Source organism: Amycolatopsis lexingtonensis (assembly GCF_014873755.1).
In the GTDB taxonomy this organism is placed as follows: domain Bacteria; phylum Actinomycetota; class Actinomycetes; order Mycobacteriales; family Pseudonocardiaceae; genus Amycolatopsis; species Amycolatopsis lexingtonensis.
Genome location: NZ_JADBEG010000001.1, coordinates 5407833 through 5425206, shown reverse-complemented (window position 1 = coordinate 5425206; position 17374 = coordinate 5407833). Strand labels below are relative to the sequence as shown.

Annotated in this window: 19 protein-coding genes; 16 read left to right on the top strand and 3 right to left on the bottom strand. The window is 70.9% G+C overall.

Annotated elements, in window-relative coordinates; genetic code table 11:
* Positions 1-214 precede the first annotated feature (214 nt).
* Positions 215-2329 (bottom strand): HelD family protein, encoded by a 2115-nt coding sequence (locus tag H4696_RS24370; RefSeq protein WP_086860372.1) that lies wholly within the window; start codon positions 2327-2329, stop codon positions 215-217.
* Between the two features lie 123 nt (positions 2330-2452).
* Between H4696_RS24370 and rsmD the strand changes: the two genes are divergently transcribed.
* The 12 genes from rsmD to H4696_RS24310 all read left to right on the top strand — a co-directional run bounded on the left by rsmD (position 2453) and on the right by H4696_RS24310 (position 12071).
* Positions 2453-3013, top strand: a complete 561-nt coding sequence (gene rsmD / locus H4696_RS24365) for a 16S rRNA (guanine(966)-N(2))-methyltransferase RsmD (protein WP_192782509.1) — start codon at positions 2453-2455, stop codon at positions 3011-3013.
* A 43-nt stretch (positions 3014-3056) separates the two neighbouring features.
* Entirely contained in the window at positions 3057-3542 is a 486-nt protein-coding gene (gene coaD, locus H4696_RS24360) for a pantetheine-phosphate adenylyltransferase (protein ID WP_086860368.1), read from the top strand.
* A 142-nt stretch (positions 3543-3684) separates the two neighbouring features.
* Positions 3685-4386 (top strand): ribonuclease domain-containing protein, encoded by a 702-nt coding sequence (locus H4696_RS24355; RefSeq protein ID WP_086860366.1) that lies wholly within the window; start codon positions 3685-3687, stop codon positions 4384-4386.
* 107 nt (positions 4387-4493) lie between these two features.
* Positions 4494-5222 carry a DivIVA domain-containing protein gene (locus tag H4696_RS24350; RefSeq protein WP_086860363.1) on the top strand — a complete coding sequence of 243 codons (729 nt, stop codon included), beginning with the start codon at positions 4494-4496 and terminating at the stop codon, positions 5220-5222.
* A gap of 407 nt (positions 5223-5629) precedes the next feature.
* On the top strand, positions 5630-6232 hold the full coding sequence (locus H4696_RS24345) for a YceD family protein (protein WP_169734987.1): 603 nt from the start codon (positions 5630-5632) through the stop codon (positions 6230-6232).
* A 70-nt stretch (positions 6233-6302) separates the two neighbouring features.
* On the top strand, positions 6303-6485 hold the full coding sequence (gene rpmF / locus H4696_RS24340) for a 50S ribosomal protein L32 (RefSeq protein ID WP_013223689.1): 183 nt from the start codon (positions 6303-6305) through the stop codon (positions 6483-6485).
* Between the two features lie 13 nt (positions 6486-6498).
* Complete coding sequence (gene rnc, locus H4696_RS24335; protein WP_192782508.1) at positions 6499-7248, top strand: ribonuclease III; 750 nt, start codon at positions 6499-6501, stop codon at positions 7246-7248.
* An 88-nt stretch (positions 7249-7336) separates the two neighbouring features.
* Positions 7337-8692 (top strand): polysaccharide lyase 6 family protein, encoded by a 1356-nt coding sequence (locus H4696_RS24330; RefSeq protein WP_086860358.1) that lies wholly within the window; start codon positions 7337-7339, stop codon positions 8690-8692.
* A gap of 30 nt (positions 8693-8722) precedes the next feature.
* Positions 8723-9580 (top strand): bifunctional DNA-formamidopyrimidine glycosylase/DNA-(apurinic or apyrimidinic site) lyase, encoded by an 858-nt coding sequence (mutM, locus tag H4696_RS24325; protein WP_086860356.1) that lies wholly within the window; start codon positions 8723-8725, stop codon positions 9578-9580.
* A 59-nt stretch (positions 9581-9639) separates the two neighbouring features.
* Positions 9640-10074 (top strand): helix-turn-helix domain-containing protein, encoded by a 435-nt coding sequence (locus tag H4696_RS24320; protein ID WP_086860354.1) that lies wholly within the window; start codon positions 9640-9642, stop codon positions 10072-10074.
* A gap of 255 nt (positions 10075-10329) precedes the next feature.
* Positions 10330-10896, top strand: coding sequence for a hypothetical protein (locus tag H4696_RS24315; protein WP_249027000.1), 567 nt, complete (start codon positions 10330-10332; stop codon positions 10894-10896).
* On the top strand, positions 10893-12071 hold the full coding sequence (locus H4696_RS24310; RefSeq protein WP_086860352.1) for an MAB_1171c family putative transporter: 1179 nt from the start codon (positions 10893-10895) through the stop codon (positions 12069-12071). Before H4696_RS24315 ends, H4696_RS24310 begins: the two co-directional genes overlap by 4 nt.
* Positions 12072-12219: 148 nt before the next feature.
* Here H4696_RS24310 and H4696_RS24305 read toward each other — a convergent pair whose 3' ends face one another.
* The gene (locus H4696_RS24305) at positions 12220-13122 is read right to left on the bottom strand and encodes an SMP-30/gluconolactonase/LRE family protein (RefSeq protein ID WP_086860397.1); all 903 of its coding nucleotides are present in this window, start codon (positions 13120-13122) and stop codon (positions 12220-12222) included.
* Positions 13123-13182: 60 nt separating this feature from the next.
* Here H4696_RS24305 and H4696_RS24300 point away from each other — a divergent pair, with 60 nt between their 5' ends.
* The 4 genes from H4696_RS24300 to H4696_RS24285 all read left to right on the top strand — a co-directional run bounded on the left by H4696_RS24300 (position 13183) and on the right by H4696_RS24285 (position 16304).
* Positions 13183-13629 carry an Lrp/AsnC family transcriptional regulator gene (locus H4696_RS24300; protein ID WP_086860350.1) on the top strand — a complete coding sequence of 149 codons (447 nt, stop codon included), beginning with the start codon at positions 13183-13185 and terminating at the stop codon, positions 13627-13629.
* A 90-nt stretch (positions 13630-13719) separates the two neighbouring features.
* Positions 13720-14043, top strand: a complete 324-nt coding sequence (locus H4696_RS24295; protein ID WP_086860348.1) for a PadR family transcriptional regulator — start codon at positions 13720-13722, stop codon at positions 14041-14043.
* Positions 14040-15251: an HAAS signaling domain-containing protein gene (locus H4696_RS24290; RefSeq protein ID WP_086860346.1), complete on the top strand. Its 1212-nt coding sequence runs from the start codon at positions 14040-14042 to the stop codon at positions 15249-15251. Before H4696_RS24295 ends, H4696_RS24290 begins: the two co-directional genes overlap by 4 nt.
* Before the next feature lie 168 nt (positions 15252-15419).
* Positions 15420-16304 (top strand): alpha/beta fold hydrolase, encoded by an 885-nt coding sequence (locus H4696_RS24285; protein WP_192783063.1) that lies wholly within the window; start codon positions 15420-15422, stop codon positions 16302-16304.
* Positions 16305-16649: 345 nt separating this feature from the next.
* On the opposite strand, the gene H4696_RS24280 is transcribed toward H4696_RS24285, so the two are convergent.
* Positions 16650-17174: a YflT domain-containing protein gene (locus H4696_RS24280; RefSeq protein WP_086863332.1), complete on the bottom strand. Its 525-nt coding sequence runs from the start codon at positions 17172-17174 to the stop codon at positions 16650-16652.
* Positions 17175-17374 lie beyond the last annotated feature (200 nt).

Below are 17374 nucleotides of genomic sequence, written 5' to 3'. Positions count from 1 at the left end.
GCTCCTTCAAGGGCACGGGAACCCCGCCTCCCGCCCCTCGAAGGGGCCCTTCAGCGTGTTCACGCCCGGGCCGAGACACAGCGCTCCGCCAACGTCTTGAATGAGTCATTCAGGACCTCCGAAGACCTGAATGACTCATTCAAGACGTCAGGCGAGCCGGTCACCGGCGGCGACGTGGCCGAGCCGTCATGAACGACTCATTCAAGACACCGCGTCAGGCCGACGGCAGCCAATCCGGGTTCGAGGCCAGCACCGTGAGCTGCTGCGTCGCCCGGGTCAGCGCCACGTACAGCACCCGCCGCCCGGTCGTCGACTCCGTCACCAGGTCGATCGGCTCGACCAGCACCACAGCGTCGTACTCGAGCCCCTTCGAGTCCAGGCTGCCCACGACCTTCAACCGCTCGTCCGCCTGCCCCGACAGCCAGCCACCGACCTCCGGCACCCGGTCCATCGCCGTGATGACGCCGACCGTGCCCTCGACCGCGCCCAGCAGTTCCTTGACCGCCGCCTGCGTCGCGGCCGCCAGGCCGGTGGCCTCGACCGGGCGGACCTCCGGCACCACGCCGGTCTGCCGCACCGCGACCGGCAGCTCGCCGGCTTCCGCGTGCCCGGCCACGACCTTGGCCGCCAGGTCGAAGATCTCCGCCGAGTTCCGGTAGTTCGTGCGCAGCGTGAAGCGCCGCCGGGTCGTCTTGACGCCGAACGCCTGGTCGCGCGCGGTCGCCGCCTCGGCCGGGTCCGGCCACGAGCTCTGCACCGGGTCGCCGACCACGGTCCAGCTCGCGTACTTCCCGCGCCGCCCGACCATCCGCCACTGCATCGGCGAAAGGTCCTGCGACTCGTCGACGACCACGTGCGAGTACTCGTCGTAGTGCTCGGGCCGGGTCGGGGCGCCGCCGGAGCGCTGCGGCTCCACCTCGATCACCTGGCGGCGCTTGCGCTTCGGCGGCGGCCCGATCAGCACGCGCAGCTCGTCCAAAAGCGCCACGTCCGCGATCGACCAGCCGCGCGACCGGTCCGCGAAGTCCGCGGCCAGCATCGAGATCTCGGCGCGGTTCAGGACGCCCTTCGACGCCGCCGCGAGCCGCTTCTCCTCGCCCAGCCACTTGAGGATCTGCGCCGGGTACAGCACCGGCCACCACACCACCAGGAACCGGTGGAAGTCGATCCGCTCGCCCAGGTCGGTGATCAGCTCGGCCCGGTCGAACTGCTTGCCGTCGGCCTTCGCGTACTCCTCGGCCTTCGCCGCCAGCGCGTCCAGCAGCAGCTCGGCGGCCCGGATCCGCGACCGGTTCGGCGGCGCGCCCTGCGTGTGGGCCTTGCGGCGCACCTTCTCCAGCTCGCGCGCGTTCAGCTTCAGGACCTCGCCGCGGTAGACGATCCGCATCTCCTCGGGCGCCTCCGGCGGGGTGTCCCGCAGCGCCCGCAGCAGCACCTTCCGCATCCGCAGCGACCCCTTGACCGCCGCCAGGGGCGCCGCGTCCTGCCGCGTCGCCTCCAGGCCGTCGAGGACTTCGCCGAGCGCGCGCAGTTCGACGTTCGTCTCACCCATCGAGGGGAGGACGCGCGAGATGTAGCTGGTGAACACCCCGGACGGCCCGATCACGAGCACGCCCGCCCCGCCGAGCTGGCGGCGGTGGCGGTAGAGCAGGTAGGCCGCGCGGTGCAGCGCGACGGCGGTCTTGCCGGTGCCCGGCCCGCCGGTGATCTCGGTGACGCCGCGCCACGGCGCCCGGATGACCTCGTCCTGCTCCTTCTGGATGGTCGCGACGATGTCGCGCATCTTCTCGCCGCGCGAGCGCCCCAGCGCCGCCATCAGCGCGCCTTCGCCGACGATCTGCATGCCCTCGGGCACGGCGTCGGCGATCAGGACGTCGTCGTCGACGTCGAGGACGTTCTGGCCGGAGCAGCGGATCACGCGCCGCCGCACGACGTCCATCGGCTCCTCGGCGGTGGCCTGGTAGAACGCGGCCGCGGCCGGCGCGCGCCAGTCCGTGACGAGGTTGTCGAACTCGGCGTCGCGGATGCCGAGCCGCCCGACGTAGGTGCGTTCGCCTTCGCGGTCGTCCAGCCTGCCGAAGACGAGCCCCTCGTACTCGGCGTCGAGCGTCTGGAGCGTCTGGTTGGCGTGGTAGACCATCATGTCCCGCTCGAACAGCATCGACGCCTGCTCGAAGATCGCCTCGCGCTGCGCGCCCTGGCCGATTTCATAGCCCTTGGTGCGCATCGCCTCGGCTTGGGTGCGCAGTTCGTCCAGACGGGTGTACACGCGATCGACGTGGGCTTGTTCGATGGCGATCTCGGCCCGTCTGACCCGAGGTTCCGACACGCATGGCTCCTTGACAGCTCTGGATCGCCTCCGAGGGCGAAGAACGACTCTACGCGTTGGGTTCCGACCGCACACCGATGTCCCGGTTCTGAGTGCTCCGCGTCATCCCCGCACAATCGGGGGGTGACGAGGATCGTGGCCGGATCGGCGGGCGGACGGCGGCTCAAGGTGCCGCCGAAGGGCACCCGGCCGACGTCGGAACGCGTGCGGGAAGCCCTGTTCAACGCCCTGGAGACGGCGGGGGAGCTGGACGGCGCCCGCGTCCTCGACCTCTACGCCGGCTCCGGCGCGCTCGGCCTCGAAGCACTTTCCCGCGGCGCTTCGGACGCGCTGTTCGTGGAGTCCGACCGGCGCGCGGTGGAGGTGCTGCGCGGCAACGTCGCGGCGCTGGGCCTGGGCGGGACCGTCCGGGCCGGGCAGGTCGAGGCGGTCGTCGCCGCGCCCGCGCCGTCGGCGTTCGACCTGGTGCTGGCCGACCCGCCCTACGCCGTGGACGCGGCGGCGCTCGGCAAGGTGCTGGCTTCGCTGGCGACGGGCGGCTGGCTGGGGGAGAGCGCGCTGGTGGTGGTCGAACGCGCGGCCCGCGACGGCGAGCCGGACTGGCCGGCGGGCTTCGAGCCCTCGCGCGCGAAGAAGTACGGCGACACGGCGGTCTTCTGGGCCGAATACTCGCCTGTGGCGTGAGCCACGCGGCGGAAACCGGGTTCGGCACGGTAGCGTCCGCGCCATGCGGCGTGCGGTCTGTCCCGGTTCCTACGATCCGGCCACCAACGGGCACCTCGACATCATCGAGCGGGCGGCCCAGCTGTTCGACGAGGTCGTCGTCGCGGTGGGGGTGAACAAGAGCAAGAAGGGCCTCTTCGAGATCGAAGAGCGCCTGGAGATGCTGCGGGAGATCACCGCGAAGCTCGGCAACGTGCGGGTCGACTCCTGGGAAGGCCTGCTGGTCGACTACTGCCGCGACAACGGCATCGCGGCGATCGCCAAGGGCCTGCGCTCGGTCAGCGACTTCGACTACGAGCTGCAGATGGCGCAGATGAACCGCGAGCTCACCGGCGTCGAGACGCTGCTGATGGCCAACAACCCGGCGTACGGGTTCGTGTCCAGCTCGCTGGTCAAGGAGGTCGCCGCGCTCGGCGGCGACATCGAGCACCTGGTGCCGCCGATCGTCTACGAGCGCCTCACCGAGAAGTTCCCGAAGCTCGGGGGCTGACCCTCCACAAGAGACTTCTCGCAACCCGGGACGCCCGGTTCCCGTCGATCGGCCCCCTACGTTCGTCGGGACTTGCCGCCCGCGGTGGCGGAGTTCACGTTCCCGTCTTCTGACGATCACGCGATCGAGTTACGGTCCGAAAATGACCAACTACCGATCTCGCCTGGTCGCGGTCCTCTTCGCGCTCCTGGCCACGCTGTCCATGGGGGTCACCGCCGCCGAAGCGGTGACGAGTTCACCGGCCGTCGCGGCGCAGAACTCCTGCGGTGACCTCTCCGGCTTCACGCACACGGCGCTCTCGGCCCTGCCCGCCGAAGCGACGACGACGTACAACCTGATCCAGACCGACGGGCCGTTCCCGTACCCGCAGAACGACGGCGTCGTCTTCGACAACCGGGAGGGCATCCTCCCGTCCTGCGCGTCCGGCTACTACCACGAGTACACGGTGCCGACCCCGGGTTCGAGCACCCGCGGCACGCGCCGCATCGTGACCGGCTCCGGCGGCGAGTACTTCTACACCGGCGACCACTACGCGACCTTCCAGGTGATCGACGTCGACGGCGGCGGCACGACCCACGCCTGCGGCGACCTGTCCGGCCTGGCGAAGATCGGCTACTCGCAGCTGTCGTCGGCGGCCCGCACGGTCGTGGACAACGTGCGGAACGGCACCTCGGCGGGGACGACGTACGAGAACCGCGAAGGCGTGCTCCCGGCCTGCTCGTCCGGCTACTACAAGCTGTACGCGGTGGGTACGGACGACCGGGTGATCTCGGGCGGGGCGGGCGAGCTGGCCTACACCCCCGACCACTACGCCACGTTCAAGAGCGTCGACCTGAGCTCCTGATCTTCGGCCGCGGCGCCGGGGGAGGACACGCCCGGCGCCGTGCGCCTTCACCGGTTCGGCGCGGGCAACGGGCAGACTGGTCACAGCGACAGGGGATTGGAGTTGCCGTGTACCGGGTTTTCGAGGCGCTCGACGAGCTCGTCACCATCGTCGAGGAGGCGCGCGGCGTCCCGATGACGTCCAGTTGCGTGGTGCCCCGCGGCGACGTGCTCGAACTCCTCGACGACGTCCGCGACGCGCTGCCCGCGGAGGTCGACGACGCCCAGGACGTCCTGGACAAGCGCGACGACCTGATCCACGCCGCCCGCAAGGAGGCGGGCGAAGCGGTCGCGGGGGCGAACGCCGAGGCCGAGCGGACCATCGCCGAAGCGACCGACGAAGCCGAGCGCATCCTGGCCGACGCGCGTGCCCGCGCCGAGCAGATGCTCGCCGACGCCCACGACCAGGCCGACCGCACGGTCGCGGCGGGCCAGGCCGAGTACCAGAACCTCACCGACCGCTCCCGCGCCGAGTCCGAGCGCATGATCCAGGCCGGCCGCGACGCCTACGACCGCGCCATCGAGGACGGCCGCGCCGAGCAGGCCCGCCTGGTCGCCCAGACCGAGGTCGTCCAGGCCGCGCACGCCGAGTCGGCCCGCATCGTCGACGAGGCCCACGCGGAGGCCGACCGCCAGCGCCAGGACTGCGACGCGTACGTGGACGGGAAGCTGGCGGAGTTCTCGGAGCTGCTGGCGACGACGCTGCGGACGGTCGACTCGGGCCGCAACCACCTGCGTTCCCCGGCGAACCTCCCGAGCGGCGGCGGCCGTCCCACGCTGTACGACTACCAGGTGTGACGCGCCTCTCGGCCGCTCCGCACGCCCGCTCCCGGGTCCGTAGGTCGTGAACGACCCATTCGCCGCGTCCGGCGACAGGGTCCCTGCAAAGTCCCGTCGGTGCACTCCGCAGCGTTGCCCCAGCGTCTTGAATGGGTCATTCAGGTCTTCAGAAGACCTGAATGACCCATTCAAGACGTGGATCGAGCGGGTCACGGCGGCAGGGTGGCCGCGGTCGGCTCGGCGTCGCGGGATGTCATGAACGGGTCGTTCATGACGTGCGCGCAGCCGGATCGGCCGTGCTGACCTGACTTTGCCGGGCCCCTGGCGTCCGGCGAGGTGAACGACTCGTTCATGACGTTCCGCGCCGGACGCCCCGCGAGGTGCCAGGTCAAAAGGCGTGGCACCCGGTGCGTACTCTGGACTGGATGTCCGAGAACAAGACCCCCCAGCTCGACGACCGCAGCCCGTGGGTGATCGACACCCGTGAGCTCGGCCGTCACGCCGGCCTCAGCCGCGCCCTCAAGCGCAGCGTGCCGGTGGAGACGCCGCTCGGCGTCCCCGACGTCATCACCATCGAGGCGGGCTCCGAGCTCGAGCTCGACCTGCTGCTCGAGTCCGTCGTCGAAGGCGTCCTGGTCAGCGGCACCGCCACGGCGACCGCCAAGGGCACCTGCGCCCGCTGCCTCGACCCGCTGACCGAAGAGGTCGAGGTCGAGGTCCAGGAGCTGTTCGCCTACCCGGGGTCGGCCACCGAGGAGACCACGGACGAGGACGAGATCCCGCGCCTGGTCGACGACAAGATCGACCTCGAGCCCATCGTCCGCGACGCGATCGTGCTGGCCCTGCCGCTGGCCCCGCTGTGCACCGAAGACTGCGCCGGGCTGTGCATCGACTGCGGCGTCAAGTGGGCCGATCTCGAGCCCGGACACGGGCATGAGAAGATAGACCCTCGGTGGGCCGCACTGGTCGAGCGCTTCGACGAGAATGCGGGCGAAAAGCCTGCGCCGGGTCCCGCTGAGCAAGCCTGACGAGCGACCCAGCTCGTTGCGGAGGAAGTTCGCTCGCACCGCGAGCAGACCGTCATAAGGAGATCTACTCGTGGCCGTCCCGAAGCGGAAGATGTCGCGATCCAACACGCGCTCCCGCCGCAGCCAGTGGAAGGCGGCTCCGGTGCAGCTGGTGCCCTGCTCCAACCGCGCCTGCAAGCAGCCGAAGCTCCAGCACATCGCGTGCCCGTCGTGCGGCCAGCACAACGGCCGCCAGGTCGTCGAGCCCGCCTGATCGGGTAGCCGACATGGGGGGCAAGACGCCCGGGGGACCACCAGCCGATCCGGCGCCGTTGCTCGAAGCGCTCGGGGTCACACTCGACCCCGAGCTGCTCGGGCTGTCGCTGACCCACCGCTCGTACGCGTACGAGAACGGGGGCCTGCCGCCCAATGAGCGGCTGGAGTTCCTCGGGGACGCCGTGCTCGGCCTGGTCGTCACCGATCACCTGTACAACACGCATCCCGACCTGCCCGAAGGTCAGCTCGCGAAGCTCCGCGCCAGCGTCGTCAACATGCACGCGCTGGCCCGCGTCGCGCGCGGGCTCGGCGAGGGCGGGCTCGGCGCGCACCTGCTGCTGGGCAAGGGCGAAGAGCTCACCGGCGGCCGGGACAAGGCGAGCATCCTCGCCGACGGCCTGGAGGCGGTGATCGGTGCGACGTACCTCGCGCACGGCATCGAGATCGCCCGCAAGCTCGTGCACCGCCTCTTCGACGGCCTGCTCGCCGAAGCGCCGCTGCGCGGGGCCGGCCTCGACTGGAAGACGAGCCTGCAGGAGCTGACCGCGTCGGCCGGTCTCGGCGTGCCCGAGTACAAGGTCGAGGACACCGGGCCGGACCACCGCAAGGAGTTCACGGCCACGGTCCTGGTCGCTTCGCGCCCGCTGGGCGACGGCTCGGGGTCGACGAAGAAGGAAGCCGAGCAGAAGGCCGCCGAGACGGCCTGGCGTTCGCTGTCCGCCGAGCTCGAAGCGCAGAAGAAAGAAGAACCGGAGTCCTGATCACCGGGAACCTCCGTTGACGATTCCGCCCGCCCCTCAGTAGCGTGATGATCATCCGCCGCGCTGGAACCACTGAGAGGTAGGGCGGATGCGTCTTTTCTTCGTTCCCCTGATCGCCGCGGCGCTCGTCGTCGTCCCCGGCCCGGCCGCGTCGGCCGCGCAGATCCGGGTCACTTCGCTTTCGGCGCTGCAATCCGCGCTGGACAAGGCGAATCCCGGCGACACGATCATGCTGGCCGACGGCTCGTACGCCGCGAGCTCGACGCTGTCGATCAAGCGGTCCGGCACGGCTTCCGCGCCGGTGACCGTCGCCGCCGAGCACACCGGCCAGGCCACCATCACCGGCTCGAAGACGTTCGCCTTCGCGAGCGGCGTGTCGAACGTGGTGCTGCGGGGCTTCAAGTTCCGTAACGGCGCCGCGCTGTCGGTGCCGGCCGGCGCGTCGAACAACCGCCTGACCCGCAACGACTTCCAGCTCACGACCGACGGCAACTGGGTGACCGTCAGCGGCGACGACACCGTGCTGGACCGCAACGTCTTCCAGAACCGCACCAGCCAGGGCGTGTTCCTGCAGATCCTCGGGCCGTCCGGCGCGATGGCGAAGCACGTCCACGTGCACCACAACTACTTCTACAACCACCAGTTCACCGGTTCGAACGGCGGCGAGTCGATCCGGCTGGGGCTCAGCGACCGCCAGTCGTACTCGGCGAACGCGCTGATCGAGAACAACCTCTTCGAGAAGGCGGACGGCGACAGCGAGGCCATCTCGGTCAAGTCGTCCGACAACGTGGTGCGGTACAACACGATCCGCGACAGCCGGGGCTACATCGTGCTGCGCCACGGCAACCGCAGCACCGTCGAGGGCAACCTGCTGTTCGGTTCGGGCATCCGCTTCCACGGCAACGACCACAAGGTCGTCGGCAACTACGTCGCGAACTCCGGCGGCCGCGCGATCGTGTTCGGCTCCGGCGATGAGGCCGACTCCGGGCCGACGAGCAAGCTGCACGACCGCCCGGACCGCGTCACGGTCGCGTACAACACGGTGCTGGGGTCGAACAGCGTGATCGACGGCGACGGCGGCGACTTCAAGCCGAAGGACTGCGTGGTCGCGGACAACATCGTGAAGGGGACGTCCGGCACGCTGGTGACGCTGCCGAGCGGGTCGACCGTCAAGTACGAGGGCAACATCACCTTCGGCGGCACCGCGGGCATCCCGTCCCGGTCGGTCGACCCGAAGCTCGTGAAGGACGCGGCCGGGCTGTACCGGCTGGCTTCCGGGAGCCCGGCGATCGACGCGGGGGTGGGCTCGTACCCGTTCGCCGCGAAGGACTTCGACCTGCAGGCCCGCAGCGGGGCGTACGACGTCGGTGCCGACGAGTACTTCGCGTCCGGGACGACCCGGGTTCCGCTGACGAAGGCCGACGTCGGACCCACCGCTCCATAAATTGTCGTACCCGGCGGGCACAATGGCCGTATGCCCGAACTCCCCGAGGTCGAAGTCGTCCGCCTGGGCCTGCAGGCGCACGTGGCGGGCCGGACCATCCGCGAGGCGGAGGTCCTGCACCCGCGCGCCATCCGCCGCCACGCGCTGGGCGCGGAGGACTTCACGCGGCGGCTCAGCGGCACCCGCGTCGAGGCGGCGCGGCGCCGCGGCAAGTACCTGTGGCTCGAGCTGTCGGACAAGGAGGCGCTGCTGGCGCACCTCGGGATGAGCGGGCAGATGCTCGTCCAGCCCGAGGGCGCGCCGGACGAGAAGCACCTGCGGGTCCGGCTGCGCTTCGACGACGACGGGCCGGAGCTGCGCTTCGTCGACCAGCGGACGTTCGGCGGCCTGGCCCTCGACGACCTCAACGACGTGCTGCTCCCGGACACGATCGCGCACATCGCCCGCGACCCGATGGACCCGGCGTTCGACCTCGACGCGGCGGTGCGCGCGCTGAAGTCCCGGCGCACCGAGGTCAAGCGGGCCCTGCTCGACCAGACACTGGTGTCGGGCATCGGCAACATCTACGCGGACGAAGCCCTGTGGCGCGCGCGGCTGCACTGGTCCCGTCCGACGGAGAAGCTGACGGCGGCGAAGGGCCGTGAGCTGCTGTCCGCGGCTTCGGACGTGATGAACGCGGCGCTGGGGGCGGGCGGGACGTCGTTCGACGCGCTGTACGTGAACGTGAACGGGCAGTCCGGCTACTTCGACCGGTCCCTGGACGCGTACGGCCAGGAAGGCCTCCCGTGCCACCGCTGCGGCACGGCGATCCGGCGGGAGCCGTTCATGAACCGGTCGTCGTTCTCCTGCCCCCGGTGCCAGCCGCGGCCCCGGGCCAAACTTGCGTAGATCAAGGGTGTTCGCCTTTCAGCTAGGATGAATACGCCTGGCAGCTGAGGGAGTGCATCGTGGTCAAGGAGCCCGGAAAGTCGACGCTGGCCGACAAGATCGACCGGCTGTTCCACGTGGTCCGCAGGCCCGATCGGGAGCCGTACAGCAACGAAGAGGTCGCGAAGGCCTGCCGCGAGGCCACGGGCGAAAGCTTTTCGACGACGTACTTGTGGCAGCTGCGCACGGGCCGCCGCGACAACCCGACCAAGCGCCACCTCGAGGCACTCGCGCGCTTCTTCGGCGTACCCCCGGCGTACTTCTTCGACGACGAGCAGAGCAAGAAGATCGCCGAAGAGCTGGCCCTGCTGGGCGCGCTGCGCGACGCGGGCGTCCGCGACCTGGCCCTGCGCGCGGTCACCCTCTCGGCCGACGGCCTGGACACGATCAGCGACATGATCGACGCGATAGCCCGAAGGGAGGCCGGCCGCGGCACCCCGAAGAGGGAGGGCTGAGGTGCGGGCCCGTTCCGGCGACGGCGGCGCGGCTGGGAGCCGGCCTTGGCGTGACCACCTTCCGCTCACCGCATCGGGCCGGTGGGATACCGTCGCGCAGGGCGGACTGGGCCGTCCGGGTGTCCGAATCGCTCCCGCGGAACCCTGCCCGGGAACCGCGCGTCCGAAGGTGCTCCGGTCGCGTATCCCCGCGGGGGCCGCCGCGTTGAACCGGCCGGAGCCGTTCGTGCGGGGCGTGGTGGAGGAGGCCTGAAAGTGCGGCAACCATCCTTGCGACGGCGGCCGGGGCGGGCGTTGTGGCGGCGGGCGCGGCACGTCGCCGATGCCGTCAGCCTGCCGGAGCCGTTCGACGCCGAGGCGTTCGTCGCCGGGCTGGCCGCCGAGCGGGGGCGGCCCATCGAACTCATGCCGGTCAGCGCTCCCGAAGGCGCGCCCTGCGGGCTGCTGATGAGCACCGAGCGCGCCGACTACATCCTCTACCCGACCAACACGACCGCCCTGCACCGGCGGCACATCCTGCTGCACGAGGTCGGGCACCTGCTGTGCGGCCACGTCGGGTCCGACGCGGGCGCCGACGGCGTGGCCATCGACGCCGCCGCCGGCCGTCAGCTGATGCCGCACCTTTCGCCCGAATTGGTGCGCCGCGTGCTCGGCCGGACCACCTACAGCGAGGTCGAGGAACAGGAAGCCGAGCTGGTCGCGAGCCTGCTCGCGCAGCGCGTCGTGCGGCCCGGGGACCGGCGCGAGCCGGCCGCCGACGTGCCCGAAGGCGTGCGGCGCTTCGATTCGCTGTTCGGCCGGTCCCGCCGCCGTACGCCGTGATCGAGACCTTGGCCTACCTGCTGTGCGTGGTGGGCTTCGCCGGGTTCGGGTACAAGCTCATCGAAGCGCGCCGCAGCCAGCCGGTGCGGACGATGTGGTTCCTCGCCGGGTTCGGCATCTGCATCGCCACCGGCATCATGGTGCTGACGCCGGCGATGGCGGCCCTCGTCGGCCCCGGCCCGGTGGGCGAATGGATCCTCAGCCTGGCCGGCGACGAGCTGAAGCTGGGCGCGATCGGGTTCGCCGTCGCCTTCACGCAGTCGGTGTGGCGCGGCGAAGGCGCCCGCCTGGCGCCGCACGCGCTGTTCACCGGCGCGACGATGGTCCTGCTCGCGGTCTGCTTCACGCTGTCGGAGCCGCGACGCGTCGGAGACGACACCGTGTTCACGTCCGCGTCGCTGCCGTTCGCGCTCGCCGACAAGGTGTTGTTCCTGCTGTACAGCCTGATCAGCCTCGGGCTGCTGTTCGTGGTGTTCGTCCGCAGCGCGCGGCACGCCGAGCCGGGACCGCTGCGCGCCGGGCTGTGGCTGCTGGTCGTCGGCGTGGGCGCGGCGTTCGCGTGGACGTTCTGGGACGTCGACGACGTCCGCCGCCTCGCCGAGACGGCCCGCATCGGCGCCCGCGAGGACCTGCCGTCCTCGGTTCTCGCCGCGGCGACGGTGGGTTTCGTGACGGCGGGCGCGACGCTCAGCGCGTGGTCACCGGCGGTTTCATCGGTGATCGGCCGGGTCAGGGCGTACCGGGCGTACCGGCGCATCGAGCCACTGTGGACGGCCCTGCGCGCGGCGGTCCCCGGCATCGTCCTGGACCGCGGCCGCGAACTGGCGGGCGGCCCGGAGTTCGCGCTGTACCGCCGCGTCATCGAAATCCGCGACGGCCACCTCGCCCTGCGCGCCCACTTCGACCCGGACCTCCCGGCCCGAGCCGAGAAAGCGGCCCGCGCCGAGGGAGTGCGCGAAGCGGACCTCCCGGCCACCGTGGAGGCGGTCACCCTCGCGGCGGCGATCGAAGCGGGCCGGGCGGGCCGCCGCTTCGACGCGGCGGAGGCCACACCGGACTCTCTGTCCGACGCCGAAGCGGACGTCGCCGCCGAAGCGGCTTGGCTGGTCCAGGTGAGCCGAGCCTGGCAGCGCGAAACGGTGGTGGCCCGCGTCCGCGCGGCCACGCTCGGCTAGCCACCCGCCCCGGCCCGGTCTCACCCAGCCGCGGCAAACGCCCCAATGTGGCCTTGGTTGCGTCTGACGCACCCAATGTGGCCTTCGGTGCGTCTGACGCACCGAAGGCCACATTGGGGCGCATGAGGAGGCCAGCCGGCGCCGGAGGTCACCGCGGGTAGCGGGCCCCGTTCACGTTCACCCTCAACGTGTACACCGAACTCGACGCCGTGATGAACAGCTCGTTCCGCCGCGCCCCGCCGAACGTCAGGTTCGAGCAGATCTCCGGGATCCGCAGCTTGCCGATCCTCGTGCCGTCCGGGTCGAAGCAGTGCAGCCCGTCGTGCGCGGCCGCCCAGACCCGGCCGTCCGCGTCGACGCGCACGCCGTCGAACCCGCCCGCGTCGCTCGTCGCGAAGATCTCGCCGCCGGCCAGCGTCCCGTCCGGACCGACCCGGAACACCCTGAGGTGGCTGGGATCCTGACGGGTGTCCGCGATGTACAACAGCGACTCGTCCGCCGAGAACGCCAGCCCGTTCGGGCGTGAGAAGTCGTCCGCGACGATCCGGACCTCGCCCGACGGCGCGACGCGGTACACGTGGCAGCCGCCGATTTCGCTCTCCGCTTGGTACCCCTCGTAGTCGCTGTCGATGCCGTAACTCGGGTCGGTGAACCAGATTGACCCGTCCGAGTGCTCGACGACGTCGTTCGGACTGTTCAGCCGCTTCCCCTGGAACTCCGACGCCAGCACCGTGATCGAGCCGTCGTGCTCCGTGCGCGTCACGCGGCGGGTGCCCTGCTCGCAGCTGATCAGCCGTCCGTTGCGGTCGACGGTGTGCCCGTTCGAGTACTGCGACGGCTGCCGGAAGACGCCGATTTGCCCGGTCGTCTCGTCCCAGCGCAGGGTGCGGTCGTTCGGGATGTCGCTGAACACCAGGTAGCGGCCGGCCGGGAAGTACGCCGGGCCCTCGGTCCAGCGGCAGCCGGTGTGCAGGCGCTGCGTCCACTCGTCGCCGTTGACGCGCTTGAACCGCTCGTCCAGCACCTCGAACTCGGTCTCGATCAGATCCATCGTCACCCCTAATGAGATTCTGTCCTAAGCATGGAACGCCGAACCTGATATGGTCAAGTCATGGACAGCGTTGATCGTGTTCTGCTCGCCGAACTGCAGCGAGACGCGACGCAGGCGTACGCGGCGCTCGGCAAGGCCGTCGGGCTCTCCGCCGGGGCGGCCCACGAGCGCGTGCGCAAGCTCCGCGAGCAGGACGTGATCCGGCGGACCACCGTGGACGTCGACCCGGCCGCCGTCGGGCGCGGTGTCGCGGCGTTCGTCCTCGTCGAGGCGAACGCCTGGATGGGCGACCGGCCGGTGCGTGAAGCCCTCGAGGCACTGCCCGAGGTGGTCGAGGCGCACGTCATCGCCGGGCCGGCGTCGCTGCTGGTCAAGGTGCGCACGGCGACGACCGAGGAGCTCCAGGCGTCGCTGCGCCGGCTCTTCGCGATCGACGGCGTCACCGGCACGCAGACCATCGTCGTCCTCGAATCCTTCTTCGAGCGTCCCGTCGACACCGGAGCCTGAGAAGCAGCCCGACACGCCCGTCTGGCCCTCCGCCGTGCGCACTACTGTGCAATGCGTGGTACCTTCCCAAGCGTAAGACTGGAGGGTGCAGTGGAGATCAGTCAGCTGCTCAAAGGGGTGCTCGATCTCGCCGTTCTCGCGGTGCTTCGCGACGAAGACGGCTACGGGTACGACGTCCTGCGAAGACTCAGGACCGCGGGCCTGGAAGAGGTGGGGGACGCGTCGGTGTACGGGACGCTGCGCAGGCTGTACAAGGCCGGCCTGCTCACTTCGTACGTGGTGCCCAGTGAAGAGGGCCCGCACCGCAAGTACTACAGCCTGAACGAGCCGGGCCGGGCGCGGCTCGCGGAGTCGGGCAAGACCTGGCAGAGCTTCGCCGTGACGATGAACGCGCTTTTGGGAGAGGCAGCATGAGCGAGAAGCCGACCGCCGTGCGGGTGTATCTGGCGCGGGTCCGCACCGCGCTCGCCGACCTGCCCGCGAGCGAGATCGAAGAGATCCTCGAAGACGTCCGCCCGCACCTGGCGGAACTGGAGGCCGAACTCGGGGAGGGCGCCCGCGTCGAGGCGCTGATCGAACGGCTCGGGACGCCCGAGAGCTACGCCGCCGAGCTGCGCGCCGCCGGGGGATACCCGCCGGCGGGCGAGGGCGCGACGCAGGTGCTCACGACGGCGGCCACGCCCAGCCTGGCGAAGCCGCGGATCGCGTTGTGGGGCCTGGTGCTCTGCGCGATCGGGCTCGCGCTGCTGGCCTTCGGCGCCGCGATCAGCGTCGACCCCGACGTGCTCGTGGGGATGCTGCTGTTCCTGCCGGTGTTCCTGATCAGCTTCGCGCTGCTGCTGCGCGGCGGGGTCGAGCCGGTGCTGGCGCTGCCGGAGGTCGGCTGGGTGCGGAACACGCTGGCGAAGGGGCGCGAGCAGGAGGAAACCGGGAAGGTGCTGCGCTGGCTGGGCTCGATGAAGCCGGCGTGGTGGGTGCTGTGCGCCGTGGTGCTGCTCGCCTTCGGCGTCCTGCTGATGATGCGGCAGCGCAGCGCCGTGCTCATGCTGCCCTTCCTGCTCGTGGCCGGGGCCGGGATCGTGTGGGCCGGCCCGCGGGTGCGCGGTGACCGGCGGCTGCTGTGGCTGGCCGTGCCGGTTTCGGCGTTCGTCATCGGCGGTGCGCTCGGCGGGTTCGGTGCCGCGGTCGACCTCATCTCGAACCGGTACTCCCCGTCGCAGTCGGCGTCGTACTACGCCCCGTCGTCCGACCGGTACGGCAACGAGCAGCTCACCTACGGCGGCCGGGAGATCGAGAACGTCTACGCGTTCGACGCCGAGGGCAAGCCGCTGACGGAGGTCTACCTCTACGACGACCAGGGCAGGCCGCTGGCGCTGACCCGCTACGGCTGCGAACGCTCGAGCGGCACCAAGGAGAAGATCGGCGAGGACAACCGGTTCCCGCGGCCGAACATCGAGCAGGGCGTCACCGACCGCGAGGGCAACTTCAACGGCTACAACGGGTACCGCTCCGCCTGCCGCGAGGACGCGGGGGTCCCGTTCAGCGCGGCCATCCCGAAGGTGACGGTCCCGCCGCCCACGACTTCTTCGTCCGCGCCGGCTGCGCCGACGCCGACGAAGTAAGGGGGAACGGACGCCGGGAGCGCGGGTCGGGGCCCGCTCCCGGCGTTCACCCGATCCGAACGTGCCGGAAACGTCGGGGGCACGCGGGCGTGCTGAGCTGATCGGGTGCTCTCGGACGCCTTCGCCCCGCGGACCCGGGTGGTCCACGGGTACGAACGCGCCTACCGGATGGCCGGGCGCGGACCCGCGGTGTTATTCCTGCACGGGATCGGCGACGACTCGTCGACGTGGCTGGAACTGCTGAAGGCGCTGGCGGACGACTTCACGGTCATCGCGCCCGACCTGCTCGGCCACGGGGCTTCGGCGAAACCGCGCGCGGACTACTCGGTCGCCGCCTACGCGTGCGGCATGCGCGACCTGCTGACGACGCTCGACGTCGACCGGGTGACGGTGGTCGGGCACTCCCTCGGCGGCGGCGTCGCGATGCAGTTCGCCTACCAGTTCCCGGAACGCTGCGAACGCCTGGTGCTGGTCGGTTCGGGCGGCGTCGGGGTGAGCGTCCACCCGCTGCTGCGCCTGGCGGCGGCGCCGGGCGCGGGGCTGGTGCTGCCCCTGCTGGGCGCGCGGCCGGCGTTGCCGGTGCTGCGCGGGCTCGCCGAGCTGCTGCGGATCTCCGACGACCTCGACTACGTGGTCGCGCGCTACCTCCGCCTGGTCGAGCCGGGCACGCGGTCGGCGTTCCTGCGGACGCTGCGCTCGGTCGTCGACTGGCGCGGGCAGGTGGTCAACATGCTGGACCGGTGTTACCTGACCGAGGGGATCCCGACGCTGCTGGTGTGGGGGACCGAGGACCGGGTGGTGCCGAGCGGCCACGCGCTGCGCGCGCACCGGGCGATGCCGGGCAGCCGGCTGGTGCTGTTCGAGGGGGCCGGGCACTTCCCGCACCGGTCGGATCCGGCGCGGTTCGCGGAGACGTTGCGGGAGTTTTTGACGGGGACGCCGGCGGCTGAGTACGACCGGGGGCGGTGGGGGGATCTGTTGCGGGCGGGGCGGCCGGCCGGGACGCCGGACCCCGCGGTGGAGCCGGATGCGGCGGTGTCCTCGGGGACCTGAGCAGCCCCCGTTTTCCACGCTACCGGCGGGGACCGACAGTTCCGGGGCGGGCGGCTCGGGTGGGGTCGCGGGCGGGCCACGCTGCCGTCGGTGACCCGCTCGCCCGACGTCTTGAATGACTCATTCAGGTCTTCGGAGGTCCTGAATGAGTCATTCAAGACGCTGGTGCACCGCTGCGGGCTGCACCGACGCGACTTGCCGAAGCCCTGTCGTCAGGCGCGGTGAAAGGGGCGTTCATGACCTCCGGACCCGGGACCACGGCAACGTACCCGGCCGGGCCCGGCACACCGGGACAGCACGAAGGCCGCCCCCGGGAACACCGGTGGCGGCCTTCGATCGATCAGCTCAGTGCCCGAAAGCGCTGCGCGCGGCGAGATCCGCCAGCAGCGCCCGGCCCTTCTCGGCATTGCGCGGCTGCGACAGCACGTCGTACCGCCGCGCCACCAGCTGGCTCTGCGAGACGAACCCGCGCTTGTTCCGGTTCACCGCGTAACCCAGCGCGCCGAACAGCAGGTTGAACGCGAGGCCCGCCACCAGCCCGAGGACGATCGGGACCAGGCCCGCGCCCGGGTTGAGCAGGCTGAGGACCAGGCCCAGGAACAGGCCGAACATCGCGCCCGACGTCGCGGCGCTGCCCAGGACGCGGCCCCAGGACATCTTGCCCGCGATGCGCTCGACGAGCATCGGCTCGACGCCCACGATCGTGACGTCGGTGACCGGGAAGTCCGCGCCCGCGAGGTGGTCGACCGCGCGCTGCGCCTGCTCGTAGGACTCGTACGAACCGATCGGCCAGCCGGTGGGCAGGGTCGGCAGCTGGGGCCGCGCCTGCTGCTGTCCGATCGTGCTCTGCTGCGTGAATGCTGTGGTCATCGATCTCACCTCTCCTGCCCCGTACAACGTGGGAGTATCCCGGTTTCCTCCCGCCGGCACGAATTCACAGACTCTTCTCAGCCGGGCATCATGGACAAACCGGTGACCAATCCAATGGTTCAAGAAAATACCTTTTCTCCGGTTGACCCGCCGGGGCTCACCGGGTAGGAAGAACCGGCAAAGGATTCATACCAAACCTT